This window comes from Arthrobacter sp. D3-16, from assembly GCF_054408515.1.
In genome coordinates this window covers 975,613-995,051 of sequence record NZ_CP096437.1, presented here as the reverse complement: position 1 = coordinate 995,051, position 19,439 = coordinate 975,613, and the positions used below count along the sequence as shown (strand labels likewise).

Annotated in this window: 23 protein-coding genes and 1 pseudogene; 13 read left to right on the top strand and 11 right to left on the bottom strand. The window is 66.0% G+C overall.

Features of this window, described 5'->3' with window-relative positions; all coding sequences use genetic code 11:
- The first annotated feature begins 118 nt into the window (after positions 1–118).
- The 7 genes from M1D32_RS04820 to M1D32_RS04790 all read left to right on the top strand — a co-directional run bounded on the left by M1D32_RS04820 (position 119) and on the right by M1D32_RS04790 (position 4,225).
- Positions 119–502: a DUF7793 family protein gene (locus M1D32_RS04820; protein WP_458781201.1), complete on the top strand. Its 384-nt coding sequence runs from the start codon at positions 119–121 to the stop codon at positions 500–502.
- 8 nt (positions 503–510) lie between these two features.
- Positions 511–894 carry a DUF7793 family protein gene (locus M1D32_RS04815; protein ID WP_458781200.1) on the top strand — a complete coding sequence of 128 codons (384 nt, stop codon included), beginning with the start codon at positions 511–513 and terminating at the stop codon, positions 892–894.
- Positions 895–1,000: 106 nt separating this feature from the next.
- The gene (locus M1D32_RS04810; RefSeq protein ID WP_163167353.1) at positions 1,001–1,201 is read left to right on the top strand and encodes a DUF2795 domain-containing protein; all 201 of its coding nucleotides are present in this window, start codon (positions 1,001–1,003) and stop codon (positions 1,199–1,201) included.
- Positions 1,202–1,239: 38 nt separating this feature from the next.
- On the top strand, positions 1,240–1,392 hold the full coding sequence (locus M1D32_RS04805; RefSeq protein ID WP_458781199.1) for an LPXTG cell wall anchor domain-containing protein: 153 nt from the start codon (positions 1,240–1,242) through the stop codon (positions 1,390–1,392).
- Positions 1,389–2,675: a serine/threonine-protein kinase gene (locus M1D32_RS04800; protein ID WP_458781198.1), complete on the top strand. Its 1,287-nt coding sequence runs from the start codon at positions 1,389–1,391 to the stop codon at positions 2,673–2,675. Before M1D32_RS04805 ends, M1D32_RS04800 begins: the two co-directional genes overlap by 4 nt.
- Positions 2,672–3,190 carry a phage regulatory CII family protein gene (locus tag M1D32_RS04795; RefSeq protein WP_458781197.1) on the top strand — a complete coding sequence of 173 codons (519 nt, stop codon included), beginning with the start codon at positions 2,672–2,674 and terminating at the stop codon, positions 3,188–3,190. The genes M1D32_RS04800 and M1D32_RS04795 overlap by 4 nt, the downstream gene beginning before the upstream one ends.
- Before the next feature lie 294 nt (positions 3,191–3,484).
- Positions 3,485–4,225 (top strand): hypothetical protein, encoded by a 741-nt coding sequence (locus M1D32_RS04790; protein ID WP_458781196.1) that lies wholly within the window; start codon positions 3,485–3,487, stop codon positions 4,223–4,225.
- A gap of 127 nt (positions 4,226–4,352) precedes the next feature.
- Here M1D32_RS04790 and M1D32_RS04785 read toward each other — a convergent pair whose 3' ends face one another.
- Positions 4,353–5,150, bottom strand: a complete 798-nt coding sequence (locus M1D32_RS04785; protein ID WP_458781195.1) for a DUF2382 domain-containing protein — start codon at positions 5,148–5,150, stop codon at positions 4,353–4,355.
- 221 nt (positions 5,151–5,371) lie between these two features.
- The gene (locus M1D32_RS04780; RefSeq protein ID WP_458781194.1) at positions 5,372–6,184 is read right to left on the bottom strand and encodes a hypothetical protein; all 813 of its coding nucleotides are present in this window, start codon (positions 6,182–6,184) and stop codon (positions 5,372–5,374) included.
- 257 nt (positions 6,185–6,441) lie between these two features.
- Between M1D32_RS04780 and M1D32_RS04775 the strand changes: the two are divergent.
- From M1D32_RS04775 to M1D32_RS04755, 5 genes and pseudogenes are all read left to right on the top strand, one after another.
- Positions 6,442–6,851, top strand: a pseudogene (locus tag M1D32_RS04775) (hypothetical protein).
- Positions 6,852–7,004: 153 nt separating this feature from the next.
- A complete protein-coding gene (locus tag M1D32_RS04770) occupies positions 7,005–7,748 on the top strand; it encodes a GAF and ANTAR domain-containing protein (protein WP_458781193.1) in 744 nt (247 codons plus the stop codon).
- Between the two features lie 101 nt (positions 7,749–7,849).
- A complete protein-coding gene (locus M1D32_RS04765; RefSeq protein ID WP_458781192.1) occupies positions 7,850–8,215 on the top strand; it encodes an ArsR/SmtB family transcription factor in 366 nt (121 codons plus the stop codon).
- Entirely contained in the window at positions 8,212–9,321 is a 1,110-nt protein-coding gene (locus M1D32_RS04760; protein ID WP_458781191.1) for a cation diffusion facilitator family transporter, read from the top strand. Before M1D32_RS04765 ends, M1D32_RS04760 begins: the two co-directional genes overlap by 4 nt.
- A 148-nt stretch (positions 9,322–9,469) precedes the next feature.
- A complete protein-coding gene (locus M1D32_RS04755; protein WP_458781190.1) occupies positions 9,470–9,751 on the top strand; it encodes a hypothetical protein in 282 nt (93 codons plus the stop codon).
- Positions 9,752–9,791: 40 nt separating this feature from the next.
- Here M1D32_RS04755 and M1D32_RS04750 read toward each other — a convergent pair whose 3' ends face one another.
- The 3 genes from M1D32_RS04750 to M1D32_RS04740 form a co-directional block, all read right to left on the bottom strand.
- On the bottom strand, positions 9,792–11,411 hold the full coding sequence (locus tag M1D32_RS04750) for an ABC transporter permease (protein WP_458781189.1): 1,620 nt from the start codon (positions 11,409–11,411) through the stop codon (positions 9,792–9,794).
- Entirely contained in the window at positions 11,411–12,334 is a 924-nt protein-coding gene (locus M1D32_RS04745; RefSeq protein WP_458781188.1) for an ABC transporter ATP-binding protein, read from the bottom strand. The genes M1D32_RS04750 and M1D32_RS04745 overlap by 1 nt, the downstream gene beginning before the upstream one ends.
- 187 nt (positions 12,335–12,521) lie before the next feature.
- Positions 12,522–13,349, bottom strand: a complete 828-nt coding sequence (locus M1D32_RS04740) for an alpha/beta fold hydrolase (RefSeq protein WP_458781187.1) — start codon at positions 13,347–13,349, stop codon at positions 12,522–12,524.
- A 131-nt stretch (positions 13,350–13,480) separates the two neighbouring features.
- On the opposite strand from M1D32_RS04740, the gene M1D32_RS04735 reads away from it, so the two are divergent.
- Positions 13,481–14,227 (top strand): ABC transporter permease, encoded by a 747-nt coding sequence (locus M1D32_RS04735; protein WP_458781186.1) that lies wholly within the window; start codon positions 13,481–13,483, stop codon positions 14,225–14,227.
- A gap of 10 nt (positions 14,228–14,237) precedes the next feature.
- On the opposite strand, the gene M1D32_RS04730 is transcribed toward M1D32_RS04735, so the two are convergent.
- The 6 genes from M1D32_RS04730 to M1D32_RS04705 all read right to left on the bottom strand — a co-directional run bounded on the left by M1D32_RS04730 (position 14,238) and on the right by M1D32_RS04705 (position 19,412).
- Positions 14,238–15,251, bottom strand: a complete 1,014-nt coding sequence (locus M1D32_RS04730; protein WP_458781185.1) for an alpha/beta fold hydrolase — start codon at positions 15,249–15,251, stop codon at positions 14,238–14,240.
- 46 nt (positions 15,252–15,297) lie between these two features.
- Entirely contained in the window at positions 15,298–15,672 is a 375-nt protein-coding gene (locus tag M1D32_RS04725; RefSeq protein WP_458781184.1) for a cupin domain-containing protein, read from the bottom strand.
- A gap of 162 nt (positions 15,673–15,834) precedes the next feature.
- Positions 15,835–17,043, bottom strand: coding sequence for a carboxylate-amine ligase (locus tag M1D32_RS04720; protein WP_458781183.1), 1,209 nt, complete (start codon positions 17,041–17,043; stop codon positions 15,835–15,837).
- Positions 17,044–17,058: 15 nt separating this feature from the next.
- Entirely contained in the window at positions 17,059–18,648 is a 1,590-nt protein-coding gene (locus tag M1D32_RS04715; protein ID WP_458781182.1) for a M20/M25/M40 family metallo-hydrolase, read from the bottom strand.
- 3 nt (positions 18,649–18,651) lie between these two features.
- The gene (locus tag M1D32_RS04710) at positions 18,652–18,990 is read right to left on the bottom strand and encodes a hypothetical protein (protein ID WP_458781181.1); all 339 of its coding nucleotides are present in this window, start codon (positions 18,988–18,990) and stop codon (positions 18,652–18,654) included.
- The gene (locus M1D32_RS04705; RefSeq protein ID WP_458781180.1) at positions 18,987–19,412 is read right to left on the bottom strand and encodes a four-helix bundle copper-binding protein; all 426 of its coding nucleotides are present in this window, start codon (positions 19,410–19,412) and stop codon (positions 18,987–18,989) included. Before M1D32_RS04705 ends, M1D32_RS04710 begins: the two co-directional genes overlap by 4 nt.
- Positions 19,413–19,439: the final 27 nt, after the last annotated feature.

The window sequence follows — 19,439 nt, the reverse complement described above, 5'->3', positions numbered from 1 at the left end:
CCCAGGCACAGTAGAAGGGCAGGGTGGCAGGAAGGTTAACGGTGAGGGAACGGCGTCCGTGGACATGTCCGCGTGCCAGGGTTGGCGCTTTCCCACAGATACCAGCACAGTAGAACCCATGGATTCGTTTACCGCGTCGCACGAAGACGGGTTTCTGCGGCTGCATTGGCGGCCGGGAGTGTTTGTCACTTACGAGACCGCCGCCCAGGCTGCCCGCACCCTGGAGGGACTCAGCGGCGGGCAGGTCCTGCCCATTCTCGTGGATATCACCGGCGTGACCGGGCTGAGCCCGGAGGCACGGGCAGGCATCATCGCCTACCGGGGTTTCTCGGTAGTGGCTCTCGTGGGTGACCATCCCATGGGCACCGTGCTTGCGGCTTTCGCCCGGCAATCCCCCATCCCCTCCGCGTACTTCACCAGCCAACCGGAAGCCCTGCAGTGGCTCTCCGAGCAGAACGGGTACAGCAAGGCATCCGGCACTTCCCCGAAGACGGGGCGTTAGGAGAGTCCGTGGAAGAAGATGACGCGCATGACGAAATCATCGGCACCATCGAGCTTTGCGGGCAGATCCTCTGCTTGAAGTGGGCCCCCGGTGCCGTGGTCAGGGAAAGCGACGCGAAAGCGCTGATGCAACGTGCCAGCGCCCTCAGTGCAGGGCGGACGCTTCCGCTGCTGGTCGAAATGACCGGCATGACGTGGATTGACCGGCGCGCACAGGAAGCCTTCGCCTCCTCCTGGCCGCTCACCCGCGCAGCAATCGTCGGCACCTCCGCCGTGGACGAAGCCATCGCCGGCTTCTACACGGCGCGGCACCATCCGGACCACCCCACCCGGTTCTTCACGTCCAAGGATGAAGCGCTTGCTTGGCTGACGAAAGATTCGGCGCAGCCGTAACCACTCTTTTCCTATCGGAACGTCCATGCCTAGGATGAAGTCCTCGCGGCCCTTTTCAGAGAAGGAGCCGAGGGCATAAGAACCGATCAGAAAGGAAACTGGCACCATGGCAGAAACTCCGAACCCGATCCAGATTCAAAAGTTCCTCGGCGGTGTGGACTATCCGGCAAGCCGTGACGCCTTGCTGTCCAGCGCAAAGGACTCCGGCGCTGATAACAACGTGATCCAGGCCCTTGAAGCCATCCCCGACAAGGAGTACGACAGCCCCACGGCCGTCAGCTCAGCGGTTTCGGACAGTAACTCCTAAACCGGCCCGCCAGGTCCCTTTGCGGCTAGTATTCGGGCATGGGACTAATCATCACGCTGCTTGTCATCTGGCTTGTTTTGTCCATCCTGGGTTTCATCATTGAAGGCCTGCTGTGGCTCGCGCTTATCGGCCTGGTGCTGTTCGCTGCCACTGCGGCGTGGGGCTGGGTGAAACGAAAAGCCCGCGCATGACCGAAGAGACGGACACCGGTTTGGCCGGAACCATCCTGCGCGGGCGCTACAGGGTGGGCGAAGTGCTCGGCCACGGCGGCATGGGAAGTGTCTACCGGGGAACCGACCTGGTCCTGGACCGGGACGTTGCACTGAAAATCTTCCGCGATGACGTCACCGGCGCAGACGAACTGGCCAGGCAGCAATCAGAGGCCCGCATGCTGGCGCAGCTGAACCACCACGGCCTGGTAACGCTCTTCGACACCGGGACGTTGCTGCGCGGCCACCGGGAAGTGCCCTTCCTGGTGATGGAGCTTGTTCCTGGAACAGATCTTCGCCGGCATCTTGCAGCCGGACCGCTGCCTGGTGCCGAAGCTGCGCGGCTGGGAGCGGAACTGGCTGAGGCCCTGCAGTACATCCACCACCGCGGCGTAGTGCACCGTGACGTGAAGCCCGCCAACATCCTCCTCACCCGCTACGCGGCCGGTTCGCCCCTCCGGCCCAAGCTCGCTGACTTCGGCATCGCGAGAATGCTCGACGGCGCCCGGGTCACCGCAACCAATATGGTCCCCGGCACAGCCGCTTACCTGAGTCCGGAGCAGGCCAGCGGCGACCCGGTGGGACCGCCGGCGGACATCTACTCGCTGGGCCTGGTGCTGCTCGAGGCCCTCACCGGAACAGTGGCGTTTCCTGGACCGCCGCTGGAGGCCGCCGTGGCCCGGCTCTCCCGCGGCCCGCGCCTTCCCGATTCCCTTGGTCCGCAGTGGACATCGCTACTTGCCAGAATGACAGCCCGGGATCCGCAGGACCGGCCTGACGCGGCGAGCGTCGGAGCCACGCTGGGCACCGCCGTCGGCTGGTCCCTGCCGGCCGAAGAACCGCACGGAGTTGAAACTGCCCTGGCAGCATCGCACCCGGCCACCAGAGTCCTGGACGCGGGGGCCGCCGGAAAGCCCGGGTCCGCCAGCCCGGCCGCAAGGCAGGGCGCCCGCCTCCCGGCCATGCCAGAGAACCAGGCCACCAACGCCACGTCATGGCAGCCTGCCCCGCATATGCCAGCACGCTCACCGGCTTCGCCCCAGCCGGCGCCTGACCGGCAGCGCCTGGGGAAAAAACTCGGACGCCCCGGGAACCGCCGGCTGTGGGTCCTGGCTGCGGTGGCCGCCGTCGTCGTGATCCTCCTGGTCCTGCTGCTGACCACGCTCCAGCGGCCGGCGCCCGCTCCGGTGCAAACGCCCGGGCCAGCGATCACGGGGCAGCTGGGCGAGCACTTCAAGGAACTGGAAGAAAGCGTCACGCCATGATCCTCACTCCCCTGCGAAGAATGCTGACCGCTGCGGTGGCCGGCGCCCTCGGCATGTCGCTCCTGACTGCCTGCGCCGGTCAACCGGATCTGGACAATGCTGTCGCGGCGCAACTGCAAACGCGGGTTGCTGCGGCGAAGGAGCGGGCCGCGCAGCAAGACTTCCCCGCGGCGCTGGCCGAGCTGGGGCAGCTGAGCCAGGAGGTGGCAACGGCTGCGGAGCAGGGCAGGATGACGCAGCAGCGCCAGAACAGGATCGAGGCTGCCATCGGCACCATCAGGAGCGATTTGGATGCATCCCTCGCGCCGGCACCGTCGCCCGCGGCCCCTGCGACTGCTCCGCAGCTGACCGAGGACCAGCAGGAGCAGGCGGAAGAGGCACGGAAGGACGCCGAGGAGCAGCGGGAGAAAGCCCAGAAGGAAGCCGAGGAGCAGCGGGAGAAAGCCCAGAAAGAGGCCGAAGAGCAGCGCGAGAAAGCCCAGAAAGAGGCCGAAAAGCAGCGGGACAACCGCTGACTCAACGGGATGCCCTGAATTCCTCGTCCCACTCCTGAACCGGTGAGCAGCTTGGAATTTCCTTGGTGGCCTCCCCTGCACAGCGTTCTAGGTTTTCCGCAAGGCATCGGCTTCAAGATTAGCTATCTGGCCGGGGAGCTAAGCCCCCATAGCTCATTCCGGTCAGTGCGCCGGGCCTGGCATCGCACCCCCCATGCGATGCCGGGCCCGGCGGCCAGGTCTCCCGCTCCCCGACGTGAACAGCCCACCCGTGCCGTCCGCCGCTGGAGCGCGTCACGGATTGGACTGCGGAACGTGCCCTTCATCAGCAATGTCGCCTGGGACGGACGACTCAAGGACTTCAAGGGCAGGGACACTGCCCACTACATCGAAGCGGTCAAAGCTGCGGCCAGCCGCTGCGGGGCCTGCCTGCTGCCTCTTGGCCCCGGCGCCGACCTGTCCCTGACGGTGATCATCACCGAAAGCCGCGATCGGGAGGGCAGAACGTCCTTCACCTTCGATCCTGTTATCTGCCACCTGCAGTGCCAGGAGCCCGGGCTGACTGTGCGTGAAGAATTTGCGGTGGTGGACAAGGTCACCTCCATTGGTGCCCGGCTGGTCCTGAGCGGGGGCGGGCCGGGCCAGGAACACATTCCCGTGCTGGCCTACACCCTGCTTCCGAATGTTGTTATTGGGGAACCCGGCAGGGAGAAAACGTCGGCGCTGGTCTCGGTCCTGCTCAACCACGGATTCCAGATGTCCTTCACCGCCAGCTACAGCGACATCCTGCGGCGGGCAGCCCCTGCCCGGAACACCTGCACCTGCACCATGGCCGGTGGTGGAGTGGTCCAGCTGCATGTTGACGGACTCCTGATGTGTTCCCAGCAGCTGGACAGAAGGAACGGCCTTGATGCCGCATGGCTCCAAGCTGCCGGCGCAGGGCGGGTCCTGGTCATCAGCGGCGACAACCTGACATTCACGGAGACTGACCTGGAGCTGACAGCAGCTGCCCGCCTCGGCACGCTGGTTACCGGATTTGTCCCCGCATCCTGGTAGCCAGCTGCGGGGCCCTGCCAGCTCCGGTCCTGCCCGGGATGCAACCCGCACGCAAAAGCACGGCCCGCCCTCCGGAATGGAGGACGGGCCGTGCGAGGGGAATCAGTGAGGATCCCGGTGGTGAGCCTTAGCGGCGGGTGCGGCCGTCGCCGTCGAGCTCGATGTTTTCCTTGCGGACCTCTTCGCTGACAGTGTGCTCGTCGGTCACGGTTTCCTTGTCCAGGCGCACGCGCTCCACAGGGACCGTTTCCTTTTCCACGACCGGGCGCTCCTCGTGGAGGATGACCTCGTGCTCTTCCTCGCTGATGGCGGGGCCGTCCATGGCGGCGCCGACATTAGCGTCCGTGATGGGTTCGCGCTCCAGGCGGACCTCTTCACGCTGCACGGGGACGGTGGTGGTGACGTTTTCGGTGACGACGTACTTGCGCAGCCGTGCCCGGCCGGCCTCTTCCTTGCGGGTGCCGACGTGCAGCTGCTCCTCGGAACGGGTCATGGCGTCATCGGTGGTGGGGCCGGAGGTGTCGTGCCCGACGGTCCCGTGGCCCACGGTGTCCTCGGCGGTGCCGGTGGCGAAACCGTTGCCGCCGGCGAAGCCGTTACCGCTGTGCCCGTTGAGGCCGTAGTACGTGTAGAGCCGGTCTTCCTCTTCCGGCTCCAGGTGGCCGTCCGGAGCAACCCGGGGTGCGTCCTTGACCTTGTCCTTGGTGTGGGCAATGACAATATCGTTGCCGTCCTGCGAAGCCGCTTCCAGCGGGGCGAAGGATTCGTGGGATCCGAAGAGCCCGGTCTTCACCGTGACCCAGGTGGGCTCGGACGTCTGGTCGTCAACGTAGATCTGGCCGATGGAGCCGATCTTGCTTCCGTCCGATCCTACGACGTGTCCGCCGGCAGTGGTCAGTGCAGAAAGGTTCTCAGTGCTAAGCATGTATTTCTCCTTTTGTTACTGGTTTTGTGCTGCTTGAGGACAAACTTTAGAAGCGGTTCCGCGGCGGCCGGGTCTGGGCGGCGCGGAGTTGCTTGGCTTTTCGGGCCTTGAGCACCCGGCTGATGATGCCCGGGAGCAAGGCAAAGAGCAGTTTCTTCATGACACTGGTCCTTTGGTTGGTGGGGCTGGTGGTCGTGATGCCGGACGTCAGGTCTGACCGGTTACGGCTGGCGCTCGGCGCCGCGGACCTCGCTGTACGGATCGTCCAGGTCCCTTAGCGGGACGCCGCCTGCTTCCGTGCCCGAGTAGGCCGGCCGGGCAGGTTCCCCGTAGATGGTCTCGCCGTAGGCCGCAGGCGCGGTGGCGTGGTTCTGGTAGACCGACTCCTCGCCCCAGGACGGAGCAGGCGTTGCGGTGCCGGTTGTTGCGGCAGCCGGCGCCTGTGCCGGCCGGGGCGGAATTGCCGCTTGCGGGGCCGGGGCCGGCTGCAAACCGCGTGCCAGCCTGCCCACGAGGATGCCGGCGCCGGCAGCCAGGAGCAGGAACGTCCCCGGCTTGCGCCGGGCGAAAGACTGCACGTCCTCCAACAGTTCCCGGGGGTCCTTGCCTTCCACCCAGGAAGCAACCGAGGCCGTGCGGTCCGCAGCCTGCCGGATCACGTCACTGGCGATGCCCTTCTGCTCCGGGGCATCTGCCATGTTCTGAAGCTGGCTGGAGATGGTGCGGATGCCATCAGCGGCCTTCTGCTGCTGTGCGCCGGCCTGGTTGCCCAGGCCTGACTTCGCCTCGTGCAGGAGGCCCTTTGCGCTGGCCTTTGCCTCGGATGCGACGTTTCCGACTTCGTGCTTCGCGGTCTGCGCCACATTTTGGGCCGCACCGGCCGCCTGCCCGGCGATCTTCGACGTCTCTTCCTTGGCTGCGTCCTTCTTGGTGACGTAGGTTTCCGGCTCTGCGGAAGGATTCGTCGGTGCTGCGTTCCCGTACGGGTCGAGATGGCTTCGGGCAGAAGCCTCAGGCCACTGGTTCTCCGTCATCGTCACTCGCTTCCACTGGTTGGCAGCTGGACTTTCAAACCCAGCCTGATGAATTAGTAAGTAAGGTTACTAACTAAATACTAAGCACACTTGCTATCTATCGCGCAAGATGTGTTCGAGGACACCGGGCGCAGCCGCGGTTCGGACCGCCGCCATATTTCCCTGCCCGGACACGGAGAATCTGCGGCAGTCCGCCGTGCTGTCCGCCCCGAACCACTCCCCGGCATCAAGGAAGAATCGACCACAAAGGATGACCGATGGCTGACCTCAACGCACTGGCTCTTATCTGCTCCCTGACACCATCGCCCGCTCCGTCCAGCAGCGAACTCATGGCCCGCCACGTGCTGGATGAACTGGCCAGCCACGGCGTGGGCGGTTCCTCCCTGCGGGTGGTGGATTTCAACGTGATGCCCGGCGTCCAGGTGGACATGGGCAACGAAGACGGCGCGCACAAGACCGTGGCGGACACGCAGCAGGCGCTGAACGACGTCGGCTTCACCATCCCTGCCCAGGGCGCCACGTACTGGGTGGGCGAGGCCATGCAAACGGTGGACTACAAGGACCTGGACAGCGTCCCCGAAAAGGTGGCTGCAACCACCGCGGGAGCCGCCCGAATGCCGCCCACCTCGCCCGTTCCCTCACCCAGACGCCGTACCCTGCCGGGTAGGATGCCGCCGTCGACCTCAACGGAGGAGTGTTGAGCCAGTGCTGCCTGCGGTTTTGCAGGATAAACTGAACATCTGCCGCTGAGGCGGGACGCGGTCTTGTGCGGTGCACCTTTTCACGGTCATTGTCCAGGGCATTACAGGAACGAGGCTGCATGGTCCAGGACCACCGCACGCAGCAAGACAACAGCGTGGCCGATCACCTCCAGGACCTCGTTCTGGGTTCCGCTGACGTGGAGGAACTCCTGACGGAGCTCGCCACGCTTTCCGCGGCCAGTCTTTCCACCCACAGCAAGCTGCTCTGCGGCGTCACGCTGATGCGGCGCAAAAAGCCAACCACCGTGGCCACGAGCGAACCCTCCGTCCTTGCCCTGGACGAGCTGCAGTACGGCCACGGCGACGGGCCCTGCCTCGCGGCCCTCAGGGAAAAGGCCACGGTGCACGTTCCCGACCTGAGGGACGAGCAGCGTTGGCCCCGCTACTGCAGGGCTGCCTGGGCCGAAGGAATCGGATCCATCCTTTCAGTCCCGCTCCCCCTCGAGGGCGAATCGCATGCCGGGCTGAACCTCTACTCCACCAGCACCCACGCGTTCAGCGGGGAGGACATCGACAAGGCCGAGGCCTATGCCATGCAGGCCTCCAAAGCCCTGCGGATGGCCGTTCGGGTGGCGCAGCTGGTGGATGACCGCAACAACCTTGCCGCGGCGATGGAGTCACGCACCACCATCGATATCGCCGTCGGGGCGATCATGGCACAGAACCGCTGCAGCCAGGAAACGGCGATGAAGATCCTTCGCATCGCTTCCAGCAGCCGCAACATCAAGCTCCGTGACGTCGCGGCGACCATTGTGGCGTCCGTGTCCCAGGACCCGAACGTACTGACGCATTTCGACTACTGAGCGGGTACCGGCTGCCGCCGCAGGTTGGTCCTGCACCGGCGGTCATCAGGCCAGAAGCACATTGAAACCCGGCTTGCCCCCAGCTGTGGCAGAATGTGCGCATGAATGCAGATAACAGCGCTTGCTCGCTGAGTGCCGACAGCCAGTACGTGGAGCTCGCCGTTGAAGTCTTCGCGATGCTCGCCGATGCGACCCGGGTGCGCATCATCCTGGCCCTGCGCGACGGCGAGATGGCCGTCGGTGCCCTGGCCGACGTCGTCGGGAAATCTCCGGCGGCGGTATCGCAGCACCTGGCCAAGATGCGGCTGGCCCGGATGGTCTCCACCCGGCAGGACGGCACAAAAGTTCTGTACCGGCTGGAGAACGAGCACGCACGCCAGCTGGTGGTTGACGCGGTGTACCAAGCTGAGCACGCCCTGGGCGGAGAGCCCGCACACCACCGCCGCCACCCGAAGGCTGCCTCATGAGTGGCCCCGGGCACGCCCACCGGCACGCGGATCCAGCCCCCGGCCACAGCCACGACCACGGCCATGAGCACGGGCACGAGCACAGCCACGGGCACGGGCACGGGCACGGGCACGGCCACGGCCACGGCCACCATCACCACGGCGGGTTCAAGGGCTGGCTGGTGGAACTCTTTGTTCCCCACACGCACGACGCCGCCGACTCCATCGACGACGCCATGGAGGCCAGCGTAGAAGGCGTGAGGGCCTTGAAAATCAGCCTTCTCCTTCTCCTCCTGACCACCGTCCTGCAGTTTATGGTGGTCCTGGTCAGCGGTTCCGTGGCCCTGCTGGCGGATACCATCCACAACTTTTCGGATGCGCTGACAGCTGTCCCGCTATGGATCGCATTCATCCTGGGCCGGCGCGCCGCCACCCGCCGCTACACCTATGGCTTCGGCCGGGCGGAGGACCTCGCCGGGCTGTTCATCGTCGCCGTCGTTGCCCTGTCAGCCGTCGTCGCAGCCTGGCAATCTGTGGACCGTCTCCTGCACCCCCAGCCGCTGAGCAACCTGTGGTGGGTCTTCGCTGCCGGGCTGATTGGATTTGCAGGGAACGAGGCAGTCGCCGTCTACCGCATCAGGGTGGGGCGCCGGATCGGCTCCGCCGCTCTGGTTGCCGACGGCGTACACGCCCGCACGGACGGCTTCACCTCCCTGGCCGTGGTACTCGGCGCCGTGGGGGTCATGCTGGGCTTCCCCCTCGCAGACCCCATCGTCGGCCTGCTGATCTCCGCAGCCATCCTCGTCCTTTTATGGGGAACGGTCCGCAGCATCGGGCGGCGGCTGATGGACGGGGTCGAGCCGGACCTTTTGGATACGGCACAAAAGGCCCTCGAGGGCACCCCTGGTGTACTCGCAGTACCGCGCCTGCAGCTGCGGTGGTCAGGCCACCGCCTGCAGGGCGCCGCCACATTGCTGGTGAACGACGGCGTCACCCTGGCTACCGCTGAAAACCTCACCGAAGCAGCCGGGCACCGCCTGAGGCATGCCGTGCCCAAAATCGACGACATGGTGCTCGTCCCGCAACGCGTCCGTGAGACAGAGGCAGGCCGGGCCGGACAACAGTAAGGCAGAAGGGGATGGCCGGTGGGGTCCGGCCGCCAAGACATTTATCAAGACTGACCCATCCTTCATAGGGATTGCTTACGAATCGCTTGCGCGGGACTTTTCCGCACGAACATTCGCAGAGCTTCACAGACCTGAAGGAAGCACAGTCATGAGCGTTCCGAACTACACCCGCTTCCTCTCGGAATGCCTCATCCAGGACCCCGAAAGGCAACCAGGTCTTCGCGAGGACGACATCTACGGCGTCTACGTCAGCTGGTGCCTGCTCAATGGACAGCAGCCCGGCTCGACTGCTTCCCTGTGGGCAGCCATGGACCAGCAGGGACATATCAAGCAACACCGCGGCGCCGGCCGTGATGAATGGCCGGGACTGTCCATAAAAGGGCCGGCAGCGGTGGACTACATCCTCTCGAGCCAGCCCAGCCTGCTCTGATCCCGCTGCCCGGCCTTGGCCTCGGTTCAAGATGATGCCGTCAGGCCGTCAGGTCCCTGTCCCGCACTAAGCGGCTGGCGGCTGCCGACGCTGCGATGGCGACGGCAACCATCAGCAGGGCGGCCTCCGGCTGGAAGGCTTCCACGGGCATAGCCGAAGAATGCCGGAACGGGCTGAGGTCCTGAAGCCAGACGGGCAGCCCGAGCAGTTCCCCGAACTGTCCAAGGACCAGCGCGGCGGACAGGGCGCCCCAGCCAAACGAACTGCTCCACCTAGGCGCAAGGGCGAACACGAGCGCGGTCACGGCGGGGAAGACCAGCGCCGCAGGGACGTGCGCGAGTGCAGCCGGAAGAACCAGCCCTGGGCTGCTTCCGCCCGCTTGCGTCAGGGCGAGTACGACGGCGGCTGAGGCTCCGGCGGCAACGGCAACGGCCGTCGTCGTGATTGCCCCGACGGCAAGGGTGCCGGCCAGCCAGCGGACCCGTGACACCGGCACGGCCAGCAGCAGCTCAGCGCGTCCCTCGGATTCCTCGTCCCTAAGCCGCAGGACCGCCTGGATGCCTGCCGCGGCAGCGAGGATTCCGGCCATACCCAGCATTGCGGTAGTGAAAAGATCCGTCATGCCGGCGCCGCCTGGAACCAGCCGGTTCATCAGCTCCATTAACGCCGGGTTGCCGGATAATGCATCCTGGACCACTGGCCCCAGCCCGCCGGCCACCGCTCCCAGCGCAGCAGCAGCGAAGCACCAGCCGGCCAAGCTTCCGCGCTGCAGCCGCCACGCCAGCCCCAGCATGGATGCCAGTCCGGCTCCGGCCCGTCCCGGCCCTGTCTCGTCAGCAGCGATGTAGCTGGCACCGAGATCCCGGCCGCGGCGGAGCACCACGGCAACCCCCGCCAGGACCACTGCCCCGGCGGCAATGACCAGCAACGGCCACCCGTCGGTATCCGTGAAGGGCCTCATGCGTTGGCCCCAGCCGATGGGCGAAAACAGTGACGGCCACGCGGGGGTGACGTGCTGGAGTGACGCCTCGACTGTGCCGAGGGCGTCACCGGCGCCCCGAATCAGGTATGCCGTGCCAACCAGCGCGGCCGCTGCACCGTTGGCGCTCCGTGCTGAGGGCATAATCTGCGCTATCAACGCTCCGGCCGCCATGAAGAACAGCCCAACAGCCCCCACAGCTGCCCCTGCCAGGAACGATCCGCCAACCGGCAGCCCCGCCCCGATGAAACCGGCAGCCACAGTTAGCGCAAGGACGACGTTGGCGCAGGTGCCGAGCAGCAGGGTTGCGTACAGGGACGCCACCCGCGTGACGGGGGTGGAGCCGACCAGTTCGAAGCGGCCCTGGTCCTCCTCCGCACGGGTATGCCTTACCACCAGGAATGTACTCATCAGCCCCGCAAGCACTGCGGTGAAGGAATAGCCCTGGAAGAAGGTGACCGCCCCGGAGCTGATGCCGTCCGGAAGCCCCCGGAGGAAAAGGAATGCAGGGCTGGCGGCAGCCGCTGCGATCAGGGCGGCCCGATCGCTGTCCGCACTGAACTGTGTGGTGACGGCGGTGGCTGCCGCGAAACCCAAACCAGCGATGCCAAGGATCCAGGCGGCGAGGACGCCGCGGTCCCTGCCTGCCTGCAGCAGGGCAAGGCGAACGACGGCGCCCATCACCGAACCCCGCTCTTTCGCGGGTTGGGCTGTTCGCTGTAATGGCGCATGAACAGCTCCTCCAGGGAGGGGGGTGCTGCAGTGATGCCCGTGACGCCGGCTGCAGCCAAAGCATCCAGGACGGACCCGAGGTCCGCTGTGTCGGCGTCGAACTCCAGGGCCGTCCCGTCGGTGCGAAGGTCGTGGATGCCTTGTACCGCGGACAGTGTCTCCGGTTTCGCTGCGGAGGTGACCCGGAAGCGGGTGCGGGTGAGATGCCGAAGCTCGGCCAGGGTCCCGGTCTCCACCGCGGCCCCGGACCGAATGATGGTTACCCTGTCACAGAGCTGTTCCACCTCGGCCAGGATATGGCTGGACAGCAGTACGGTGGCCCCTTCTTCCCTGACCCGGCGGACATGCCGGCGGAACACGGCATCCATGACCGGGTCCAGGCCCGAGCTCGGTTCGTCAAGCAGGTAGAGCCTGGCCGGGCGGGAAAACGCCGCTATCAGGGCCGCCTTCTGCCGGTTGCCTTTGGAGTAGGTCCGGGTCTTTTTCTTCGGATCGAAGTCGAACTCGTCAATGAGCTGCCGGCGGAGGCCTTCATCGGCGCCGCCACGCAGCCCCGCCAGAAGGTCAATGACCTCGCCGCCGGTCAGGTTCGGCCACAGTGTCACGTCTCCGGGGACATAAGCGACGTCCCGGTGGGCCCGCACCGGTTCAGCCCACGGGTCGATGCCGAACACCCGGGCCGTACCTGACGTCGGGCGGATCAGGCCCAGGAGGATCCGGAGGGTAGTGGACTTTCCCGCACCGTTGGGGCCCAGGAAGCCGTGGACCTCCCCGGGCATCACGGACAGGTCCAGGCCAGCGAGCGCGGCTGTCCGCCCAAAGTTCTTTACAAGTCGCGTGGTGGAGATGATGGGAGATGATTCTGGATGCATGGCAGGGTCAGTTCCTTGGTCGCAGCAATCACGCCCGAGGCGGTTACCAGGGGCATGCCGCAGTCGTTTCCGCATGCGGGCCGACCAGGCTTCCCGGCTCTCCGGTCCACATCTTACAAGTGGGGAAAGGGGCACGGAAGGGGAAGTGCGAGCGCATCATTTCCTGAGGCTGAAGGAATGCATGCCGCTAACGGCCCCTGAGGTGGCTCGTCATGGCATCGGCGATTTCACGCGGCGAGTCTTCCATCGGAATGTGTTTTCCGGCCACTTCAACCAGGCCGCTGGACGGGATCTCTGCGACGTAGCGCCGGGCAAACTTGATCTTCTGGAAGTCATCGTCCCTTCCCCAAATGAGTCGGGTGGGCACCGCGGCCGCTTTCAGCGCCGGCAGCAGGTCAAGGGTGTAACGGGAGTCCGCGGCTCCCGCCATGGCCATCCAGGACCGGGCGCGCGCCGGGTCCCGCCAGGGGAAGACATACTCATCGATTTCCTCGCCGGAAAGGTGACGTTCTACCGTGAGCTGCATTGTTTTGGTCCGGGCTGCCAGCAGTTCTTCGGTGCCCGTTGCTGCCCGGACCGCGGGGTCACGGAACCGTTCCACTGCCGGAACGGGCCAGGAGTCGAACATGACGGCGTTGACGAGCACCAGCCGTGTTACCCGCCCGGAGTAGGCTGCCAGGTGCTGGGCCACTCCCCCGCCGATATCGTGCGCGGCCACCGCGAAAGTGTCCAGGCCGAGCGCGTCGGCCGTATCCAGGACCCCCTGCGCCAGCGCCGGGACGGTCGCGTCCGCCACGTCCAACTCCCCGGCGCTGTGCCCGAACCCCGGAAAGTCCAGCGCGAAGCAGTGAGTATCCGCCGCGAGCAGGGGCAGGACCGGCTGCCAGACGCGGCTCCAAAAGGTCCCGTGCAGAAGCACCAGCGGCGGCGCGTCAGGGCTCCCCGCCTCGAGGTAGGACAGGGCGGTTCCGTTCACCGCCACTGTTGTGCGCTCTACAGGAAACGTTTCGGTCATCACGGCTCCTTAGTTGCGATTGCCCTCCGGCCCCTGGGCCGACCTGCCTGCCGTTTCCGTACCCACATTGTCTCCTCGCAGGCAGGGCTGCAATTTTAAGTGCAGCCTGCGGGGGCGGCTAGGCTGTGCTGATGGCCTTTCTCGACGCCCTGGCACCCACCTTCGCGGCCGTGGCCATCCTGATGCTGCTGACGGTCGCGGTGCTCCGGGGTTCGCGCTCGCCGTCGTATCTTGCCCCGGCGCTGGCTATCCTCCGCGGCGCGGTCCAGCTGGCGCTCATCAGCCTGGTTCTGGGCGGCATCATTGCTGATCCGCTGTGGGTGGGTGTGGCACTGCTGGTGATGTTCACTGTGGCGGCAGTAACGGCAACGCGCCGGCTGACGTGGTGCTGGCGGCGCTTCGGTACGGTGTCAGCCACCATGGCCCTCGGCATCCTGGTGACCCTCGCCGTCGTCTTCGGAACGGGAGCTGTGGCGCTGGAGCCCCGCTACGTCCTGGCGGTGGGTGGGATTGTGATCGGCAACTGCATGACCATCGCGGTGCTTGCCGGGCACCGGTTCTATGAGGCCGTCCGTGAGCAGTGGGACCAGGTGGAAGGCTGGCTTGCCCTCGGCGCCACGGCCCCGCGGGCCACCCTTACCCAGGCCCGCTACTCAGTGCACGCAGCCCTGATCCCCTCAACAGACCAGACCAAAACCACCGGCCTTGTCACTCTGCCCGGCGCGTTCGTGGGCGCGATCTTCGGCGGCGCCTCCCCCTTGGAGGCCGGACGGTTCCAGGTGATAGTCCTGGCGTCCATCATGGCGGCAGGCGCCATCACCGCCGTCGCGCTTCTCCGTTCACTGGGCGCGGTGCGCGTGCGTCCCGAACCGCTGTAGCCCGGCATGGCTATCCGGTGCCGGCGAGGAAGGTTTGGATTTCCTCCGCCATGCGCTTGGACTGGGTCCAGTGCAGGTAATGGTTGCCCTCAAGCGTGACCACCCCATGCCGCTTGACGTTCCTCAGCAGTTCCTGCACAGCGGATGTTTTGGTGGTTGTCGAGTCGGAACCTTCACCTGCAACAAAGGCCAGGACCGGCAGGTCATCGGGATAGGTGACGCCCCTCAAAGCCGCCGCGTTATCCGCTATCCGGGCTGTTTCATCCGCCACAGCCGGATTCCCGTAATTCCAACTGGTCATCAGGCGCATCCGGTGCAGCTCGTCATCCGTGTACGCGTCACTTGCCGCGTCCACGAAACCGGGGGCAAGGGCGCTGACTGCGCGCACTATTCCTGTGACGGCAAGGGCGCGTTCCCAGTTGATGCCCGGCTCCGGTCCCGGGGCAGGTCCGCTGCCGGGTTTCGGTATGGTCGCATCGATTCCCACGACGGCGGCCACCTCCGTGGGGTACCGGTTCGCGTAGTCCAGCATGTAGAAGCCGGCGATGGAGTGCCCTGCCAGGACGTAGGGCTGCTTGACCCGCAGTTTCGCCAGGACTTCGTGAAGCTCGGTGCTGATGTTCTCGTTGGTCCGCGGAGGGGCCTCCATGTCGCTGTAGCCGTACCCAAACCCCTCAACGGCGATGACGTCGAAGCCGCCGAGTTCGCGGGCCAGAGGAGCGAAGTCGAGGCCAGGCGCCGGGGTTCCCAGGCCGCTGAGCAGGACAATCGGCTGGCCCCCTCCCTGCCCGTTCCGGTACACGTTCAGGGACCCGCTGCCTACGGCGATAGGTTCGCCGTAGGCAGCCATGCCCGCTTTCTCCGTGGACTCCAGGACCAGGTTGACCACCGTGGAGACGAGGATCAGCCCCAGGATGATCAGCGCGGCGATGCCGGCGCCGCGCCAACCGCGGCGGGGTTTCTTCCGGGCACCGGAATCCGGAGCTTCCGATGAGCCGGAAGCCGTCCGAGGAAATGAACGCATGGTGGACCTTCCGCCAGAACCTGTCCGGGGCCCTCAGCCTGCCCGATTAAGCAGGCTTGGCGAAGGTGGCCGCGCTCATGATTTCGTAGCCCACGAATGTCTCGTCGCCTTCAACCCAGGCATCGTGGCCGGCAGGAATAGTGTAAGCGTTGCCGGGGCTGATCGTGGTCCGTTTGCCGTCCAGCATCTCCACGGTCAGCGTTCCGGCGGCACAGATTCCCACGTGATTGACCTGGCAGCTGTCCGTATGGACCACGGTCTTGACCGTCTCGGACCACTTCCAGCCCGGCTCAAAAGTAAACCTGCCCAAGGTGGTGTCTCCGATGTTGACAACATCCACCTGGGTCTTCGGCGGCCGGCGTTTTTCATCCGGCTCGTCGAACGACTTCGCTTCAAGGGCTCTGATTGGATCTCCGGCCATTTCGTTTCTCCTGACAGGGAGGGTTGGAACTGTTCATCCGGAGCGCCCAGAAAACTCCGGGAGGGTTGGTTGGCCGGCCCTCGTCAAGGCGTTGAACGCCAGCCAACGCACGGGCCCCAGCGCTATCAGAGTGCGCTCCGGAGTGGGCCGTGTCAATACGCTCTAGTCGCTGTCCGCATCAACCCACACCGTGCAGTTGGCCGCGTCCGCCACCACGGTTTGCAGATCCCCCGTGCGGTGGATCACTTCCAACTGCCGGACCGCTCCCGAGCCGGCGTAGAGCAGGTCATCTATCAATGTTTCCACCCTCTCCAGGTCCCCGGCGTCCTCCAGCGCCTCCCGGATATGGTTCATCAGGGCATTCACGACGGCGAGCGCCGGCCCCGGGCGGCTGGTGACCGGATCCAGCAGTTCCCCGCGCAGTCCCCACCGGCTCGCCTTCCACCCGGCGAGCCGGAGGAGCGTCGCCGGCACGGCGACCGGCTCGATGCCCCTCCGCCATTCCCGGGCAGCGGTCTCCACCAATCCACGGGCTATACCTGCCAGCAGCACCGTGTTCTCCGGCCGCAGGCACACATCCGCGATCCTGATTTCCACAGTGGGATAGTGGCGGGAAAGCCGGGCATCGAAGTAGATCATTCCCTCGTCCAGCGCCACACCGGTGCTGACCATGTCATACACCAGTTGGTGGTACGCCTCCGGCGAACCCAGGATGTCCAGCGGCCCGGCCGACGGCCACCTGCTCCACACCTGGGAGCGGTAGCTGGCGTAGCCCGTATCCTGCCCGTGCCAGAACGGGGAGTTTGCGCTCAGGGCGATGAGGACCGGAAGCCAGATACGCATCCGGTCCAGCACGGCTACGCCTTCCTCGTCCGACTCCACGAAGACGTGGATATGGCAGCCGCAGGTGAGCTGTTCCCTGGCCGTCAGCCCATATTCCTCCGTCATGGCCAGGAACCGGCGGAGCTGCACCGGATGGGGATCGGAGGGCAGCGGGGAAGTTCCCAGCGCTGCAACCCGGACTCCTATGTCCCGCGCCGCCCTGTCAGCGATGGCCCGCCCCCGAATGATGTCCGCCTCCAGTGCAGCCATGGTGGAATGCGGGGGCGTAACAACCTCGATCATTTCCTGTTGGAACTCGGCGGTCAGGACGGGACCGGAAGCGGAGTCCATCGGACGAACGTACAGGTCCCAGAGTGCGCTGGCCATGGGCACTGCTTCCCCCGTTTCCGGGCTCACCAGGAGCAGTTCCTCCTCAATGCCGAACGTCCGCAGCCGCCCGGCGGCACCAGGCTCCGAAACGCCCGCGCCGCTGTCCATGGCACTCCCGTCCGTGGCACCGGCGGTGCCTTCTGTTCCTGAGCCATCCATCGCCGTCGTCCTTTGCTATTCCATCCGGGCCAATTCGTCCCAAAAGCAGGCAAGCGTGACGGCGCCGTTGACGAGGACTTCGAGGTTGGCGCTTTCGTCGCTGTCATGCCAGTGGTCCTCCACCAGGCCCGTCCCGAAGAACAGGACGGGGGCGTCCAGTGACCGGCTGAGCAGCTCGGCAGGCCCGCCGCCGGCGTTGCCCATCCTGCCCACGTCGGCTGAGCGGAAGCCCTTGGCCATAGCCCGCTCCAGGGCGGAAACAGCGGGGTGCTCCGGCGTCCAGTACGGTTCCTGGGCCGTCTCGAGGTCCACGCTGAGCGTGTGGCCGTAGTTCTCCCCCACCGTGTCCTGAACCCATCTCCGGAGCTGCTCGGCCACCTTCTCCGCCCGTTGGCCCGCCACGGTCCGGAAGCTCAGGTCCACAAACGCCACGGACGGAACGGCGGCACTGGAAAGGCCGGCAGGATCCCCGGCGATGAGTGCCGTGACTTCCACCGCCGGGCGGAGCCACAGCCGTTCCGGAACGCTGTACCCGGCTTCGCCCGTGATGCTTCCCGACTCCGAGCGCTCCACCCAGTCCGCTTCGGTGAAGGGCAGGCGTGCCAGGGCCTTCCGAAAGTCCTCCGGCACCGCGGCAACGTCGTCATAAAATCCCGGGATGGCGATCCGGCCATCCTCGTCATGAAGATCGGCCAGCAGCCTGCTCAGCTCAAAAGCCGGATTGGGGACAGCACCGGAAACGGCGCCGCTGTGAACGTCCACGTCGGGACCGGTGACCTCCAGGTACGCGCTGATCATTCCGCGCAGGCTCATGCACAGGGCCGGATGATCCTCGCGGAAGAGAAGGGTGTCCGAGAACAGCACCAAGTCCGCCTGGAGCCGGTCCGCCTGCTCCTCGAGCAGCCGGGCAAGATGGGGCGACCCGCCCTCCTCCTCCCCTTCGACGAGGTATTTCAGGTTGATGGCGGGTGCGGTGCGTGGAGAGCCTTGCTGTGCAGAGTGCGGGAGCGTTTGGGTTTTTGCGTCGAAACGTGATGGGTCGTTGGGGTTTTGGGCCCCTGAAGTGAGAGAGCGTCCAGACTGCCGGGCCAGGTGTGCGCGGAGCGACCACAGGTGGGCCAGGACCTGGCCTTTGGCGTCGGAGCTGCCCCTGCCGAACAACCGGCCGTCCCGCACCACCGGCTCGAAGGGGGCAGTCTGGTCCCACTGCTCCGGCTTGGCCACCCGCACATCGTGGTGGCTGTAGACCAGCACGGTGGGGGCGCCGGGCGCTTCGCACCATTCCGCGTATACCGCGTGGGACTCCCCAGTGGGCAGCACCTCCACCACCGGGAAGCCCACCTCGCGGAAGGCCGCCGCCAGCCAGTTCGCCGAGCGGAGCAGGTCCTTGGTGTGCTCCGGCGCCCCCAACACGCCGGGCACGCGCACCCACTCCGCCAACTGGCCCTCCAGCTCGGCCCGGCGGGACCGGACGAAGGCGCGAAGGTCCGCGCCGCCGTCGTGGTCCCCGCCGTCGTCGTTTACGCCCTGGTTCTCCGGGGCGTGGAGATCCGGGCCCTCGTGACCCGGGCCGTCATGGCCCTCGAGCCCGTGATACTGCTCCATGGCTCACCGGGGCTGGGCAGGGTTGGTGGGATCGCCCTGCGACGGCGGGTTGATGGGAGGCCCCGGCACGCTGGTGGTCTGCGGGGTGTCCGGCTGGCCGGTGTTCACTTCCGGAGTGCTGGGCGCTTGGGGGCCGCGGGGAACGGCGCCGCCCTGCAGGTCATGAAGCCTCTTTTCAAGGATCTGCATGATGGGAAGACGGTTCCCGTGGGCCTTCTCGTACGTGATCAGCTGCGCCATCTGCCCCTCGTCCAGGCCTAAGATGCGGGACGGCAGGGTCCCCACCGGCAGGTGGTCGTAGTCGGGCAGCGGCAGTTCCTTGTGCAGGGGTACTTCGTTCATTGTTGTTCAGCTCCTTCATCCAGTGAGGTCAGCAGGTCGGCGCAGGCCTGTTCACAGCGCCGGCACGCCTCCGCGCAGACCTGGCAGTGGTCATGCATGTCGGCGTGCTTATCGCACTCCTCCGCACAGGCCCTGCAGGCAGCGCGGCAGGCTTCCAACAGCGCCCTGGTGACGCTGCCGTTGTAGCCGGCATGGCGGGACAGCACATTTCCTGTTGTTGCACAGATGTCCGCGCAGTCCAGGTCCGTCCCGATGCAGGTGACCAGTTCCGCCACCATGTCCTCGCTGAGGCAGGCGTCGGCGCAGGCAGTGCATGTCTGCGCACATTCGAAACAGGCACCGATGCATTCGGCCAGTTTGGCTTTGTTGAACTCGTCCAGCCCTTTGGGGTGGGCGTCGATCATGGCCCGTATGTGTGTCATTCCACTCTCCTTCCGTGACTGGCAGCG

Bases quoted from the DNA above. Each gene is read 5' to 3' on its own strand.
- M1D32_RS04770 (WP_458781193.1), top strand. From the start codon at position 7,005: ATGGTCCAGGACCACCGCACGCAGCAAGACAACAGCGTGGCCGATCAC.
- M1D32_RS04810 (WP_163167353.1), top strand. From the start codon at position 1,001: ATGGCAGAAACTCCGAACCCGATCCAGATTCAAAAGTTCCTCGGCGGT.
- M1D32_RS04710 (WP_458781181.1), bottom strand. From the start codon at position 18,990: ATGAACGAAGTACCCCTGCACAAGGAACTGCCGCTGCCCGACTACGAC.
- M1D32_RS04755 (WP_458781190.1), top strand. From the start codon at position 9,470: ATGAGCGTTCCGAACTACACCCGCTTCCTCTCGGAATGCCTCATCCAG.
- M1D32_RS04805 (WP_458781199.1), top strand. From the start codon at position 1,240: ATGGGACTAATCATCACGCTGCTTGTCATCTGGCTTGTTTTGTCCATC.
- M1D32_RS04795 (WP_458781197.1), top strand. From the start codon at position 2,672: ATGATCCTCACTCCCCTGCGAAGAATGCTGACCGCTGCGGTGGCCGGC.
- M1D32_RS04820 (WP_458781201.1), top strand. From the start codon at position 119: ATGGATTCGTTTACCGCGTCGCACGAAGACGGGTTTCTGCGGCTGCAT.
- M1D32_RS04740 (WP_458781187.1), bottom strand. From the start codon at position 13,349: ATGACCGAAACGTTTCCTGTAGAGCGCACAACAGTGGCGGTGAACGGA.
- M1D32_RS04735 (WP_458781186.1), top strand. From the start codon at position 13,481: ATGGCCTTTCTCGACGCCCTGGCACCCACCTTCGCGGCCGTGGCCATC.
- M1D32_RS04765 (WP_458781192.1), top strand. From the start codon at position 7,850: ATGAATGCAGATAACAGCGCTTGCTCGCTGAGTGCCGACAGCCAGTAC.
- M1D32_RS04705 (WP_458781180.1), bottom strand. From the start codon at position 19,412: ATGACACACATACGGGCCATGATCGACGCCCACCCCAAAGGGCTGGAC.
- M1D32_RS04730 (WP_458781185.1), bottom strand. From the start codon at position 15,251: ATGCGTTCATTTCCTCGGACGGCTTCCGGCTCATCGGAAGCTCCGGAT.
- M1D32_RS04745 (WP_458781188.1), bottom strand. From the start codon at position 12,334: ATGCATCCAGAATCATCTCCCATCATCTCCACCACGCGACTTGTAAAG.
- M1D32_RS04785 (WP_458781195.1), bottom strand. From the start codon at position 5,150: ATGCTTAGCACTGAGAACCTTTCTGCACTGACCACTGCCGGCGGACAC.
- M1D32_RS04760 (WP_458781191.1), top strand. From the start codon at position 8,212: ATGAGTGGCCCCGGGCACGCCCACCGGCACGCGGATCCAGCCCCCGGC.
- M1D32_RS04715 (WP_458781182.1), bottom strand. From the start codon at position 18,648: ATGGAGCAGTATCACGGGCTCGAGGGCCATGACGGCCCGGGTCACGAG.
- M1D32_RS04800 (WP_458781198.1), top strand. From the start codon at position 1,389: ATGACCGAAGAGACGGACACCGGTTTGGCCGGAACCATCCTGCGCGGG.
- M1D32_RS04750 (WP_458781189.1), bottom strand. From the start codon at position 11,411: ATGGGCGCCGTCGTTCGCCTTGCCCTGCTGCAGGCAGGCAGGGACCGC.
- M1D32_RS04780 (WP_458781194.1), bottom strand. From the start codon at position 6,184: ATGACGGAGAACCAGTGGCCTGAGGCTTCTGCCCGAAGCCATCTCGAC.
- M1D32_RS04725 (WP_458781184.1), bottom strand. From the start codon at position 15,672: ATGGCCGGAGATCCAATCAGAGCCCTTGAAGCGAAGTCGTTCGACGAG.
- M1D32_RS04720 (WP_458781183.1), bottom strand. From the start codon at position 17,043: ATGGATGGCTCAGGAACAGAAGGCACCGCCGGTGCCACGGACGGGAGT.